The following is a 2,391-nucleotide window of genomic DNA, read 5'->3' on the forward strand; positions in this document are numbered from 1 at the left end:
AGAAGAGCGCTCCTGGCTTGAAACTTTATTCGTTGAGGACGTTCCTGAAGAGGATGAGATGGATGATATTGAGTCATCATCTCGTTTCAGAGTAGGTCCTGACGGTGTTCATATCCTGTCATTATTCCCACAGAGACTATCAAATGAAACTCGCGGTGTGAACATGTCCTTTACAATGAGAAAGAATCTTCTTATCTCATTTAGGGAAGATGATATCTCAATTGTCAGACTTTTAAGATACTACATAAGACATGACAAGGTTGAAATCCGCTCCGCGCTTGATATCCTTTTAAAACTTCAGGATCTTAAGGTTGATCAGTTATCCGATCTTATCGAGGATGCTTACTTTACTCTTGAACAGACATCCGACCAGATAACAGATGATTCTCATGTGAAGGAAACCTTAGAAGAGCTGATTTTACAAGAAGAGTTAAACTCTCAGATCCTACAGGCTCTACACGATACAAGAAGAGCTTTAAGATTTATCAGAAAAACATTTGAAAGCTCTATTGATGACAGACAATCACGCGTTCTTGAAGAGGTTTTAAACGATATTGAGTCTATTCTGCCTCATACCTCATTTATTTCTAACAAGATTAACTTCCAGCTAGAAGCATCAATGGGTTATACAAATCAGAAGCAGAACAGCATTATCAAGATCTTCTCAGTGGCAGCTGTAGTGTTCATGCCACCTACCTGGATTGCATCTGTTTATGGTATGAACTTTAAGTTTATGCCAGAAATAGAATGGTATTACGGTTATCCGGTTTCTATCGGAATGATGATTTTATCTGCAGCTATTACCTATTTCTTCTTCAGAAAGAAAGGCTGGTTATAAATTCTTTTTTCTGATTTGAATCACTTTATTGCGCCAAAAATAATGAAAGATGTAAGGCGCAATAATCCTTTTCTACAGAATACTCTTCTCTTTTGCTCTTTTTATAATCTCCTGTAGTGCAACTACAGAATCATGAGTTGTTGAATCTTTTAATCTAATAATATCCTCATATGGTAGGTACATAACGCCAGAAACTTCGCTTGCCTGTCTTTTAGTAATAAGATCTGTTTTAGCTATATACAGGTATCCATAGAAAAAACGCATCTTTGACTTGCCGACTATTTTATAGTCACCCAGCGAGTGAAACTCAACTTCCTTTAAATTTGCATCTACCCCGACTTCTTCTAAAAGTTCTCTTTTTGCACTTTCATCAAAATCCTCTCCATGCTGTATCACTCCGCCTACAACAGCATCAAAAAGGCCAGGAGCATAGTCCTTGCTGAGTGTTCTAACTTCCACAAGAAAATCACCTTTACTGTTGCAAAGTGCAATATATGAAGCTCTGTGAGGTAACTGCTCTTTTCTCATCTGTGCCCTTGTAACAGTTTTTATAACCTCATTGTTTTCATCGACAATATCAACAAGTTCTTGTGAAGACATATAAATTCCTTTTTATTATTTTCATCAAAAACATTATAATGTTTTATCCGATTTATAGGAGAAAAAAATGACCGACAGTGAAAAGCTAGTTGAGCTTGAGGAAAAAATTTCCTGGCTTGAGGCTGAACTTGAAAAACAGTCTAACGAGCTAACTTCTGTATATGAAACTTTAGATAAACTAAAAGTACAGTTTAAAATCCTCTACTCTAAAGTTGGCGATCCATACGCAACTAGAGATCTGAAGGATGAAGTGCCTCCACCTCATTATTAGAGTGAATAATTATGAAAATACTGATCAAGTTACTTCTTATCGCATGTTTTGCGCTGAACCTTAGCGCATGCTCTAACAGTGAAAAATCTGTTGATTTAAGATTACCTACATATATCGATGAGCCAAAAAATGGACCTAAGGTTGTGATTGCAGATGTAACTGACAACCGTATGTTTATTGGTAATGCAAAGCAGCCTAACCTTCCATCAGGAAAGATCTTATCAAGAGAATACAAATCAAGAGCATACGCAAGACTCAAGAATATGTTTAATGAACAGTCAGGAGCTCTGCTGCTGCCAAAAAACAACACTGTAGAAGGTCTATTCAGAAAGCTTATTTCAAGAGCATTTAGTGAAGCAGGATATCAGGTAGTAGAGCCTAGCTTTGCAGATGATGCTGATACAATTGTTGTTGCAGTAAGCATTAAACAGTTCTGGACATGGGCAGGTCTTGATAATATGACTGATGACATAAATTCAGATATTGAGCTTGATATCTACACTCAGCAGAACAATATGCAAAAGCACTTCAAGCTCAAGAACCGTCAGACAAGAAAGGTAATTACAGATACAAAGACACTGTACAAGACTACAACAGAACAGTCACTTGAAAATATCTACCACCTTGCTATAGAAAAAATTCAGCATCAGCTATAATTATTTTCATCAAAATATATCCTCTG

General features: G+C 36.7%; 4 protein-coding genes. 3 read left to right on the plus strand and 1 reads right to left on the minus strand.

The window, feature by feature from the left end:
• On the plus strand, positions 1-838 hold an 838-nt coding region (locus ACJML3_RS07765; protein WP_406022105.1), incomplete at its 5' end, for a magnesium and cobalt transport protein CorA.
• A gap of 72 nt (positions 839-910) precedes the next feature.
• Here the strand turns inward: ACJML3_RS07765 and ACJML3_RS07770 are convergent.
• On the minus strand, positions 911-1,438 hold the full coding sequence (locus tag ACJML3_RS07770) for an NUDIX domain-containing protein (protein ID WP_406022107.1): 528 nt from the start codon (positions 1,436-1,438) through the stop codon (positions 911-913).
• Positions 1,439-1,505: 67 nt separating this feature from the next.
• On the opposite strand from ACJML3_RS07770, the gene ACJML3_RS07775 reads away from it, so the two are divergent.
• Both ACJML3_RS07775 and ACJML3_RS07780 read left to right on the plus strand, forming a co-directional pair.
• Positions 1,506-1,709, plus strand: coding sequence for a SlyX family protein (locus tag ACJML3_RS07775; protein ID WP_406022109.1), 204 nt, complete (start codon positions 1,506-1,508; stop codon positions 1,707-1,709).
• 11 nt (positions 1,710-1,720) lie between these two features.
• A complete protein-coding gene (locus ACJML3_RS07780; RefSeq protein ID WP_406022110.1) occupies positions 1,721-2,365 on the plus strand; it encodes a hypothetical protein in 645 nt (214 codons plus the stop codon).
• The last annotated feature ends 26 nt before the right edge of the window (positions 2,366-2,391 follow it).

This window comes from Succinivibrio sp. (assembly GCF_045124615.1).
Classification (GTDB): Bacteria; Pseudomonadota; Gammaproteobacteria; order Enterobacterales; family Succinivibrionaceae; genus Succinivibrio; species Succinivibrio faecicola.

Bases quoted from the DNA above. Each gene is read 5' to 3' on its own strand.
- ACJML3_RS07775 (WP_406022109.1), top strand. From the start codon at position 1,506: ATGACCGACAGTGAAAAGCTAGTTGAGCTTGAGGAAAAAATTTCCTGG.
- ACJML3_RS07780 (WP_406022110.1), top strand. From the start codon at position 1,721: ATGAAAATACTGATCAAGTTACTTCTTATCGCATGTTTTGCGCTGAAC.
- ACJML3_RS07770 (WP_406022107.1), bottom strand. From the start codon at position 1,438: ATGTCTTCACAAGAACTTGTTGATATTGTCGATGAAAACAATGAGGTT.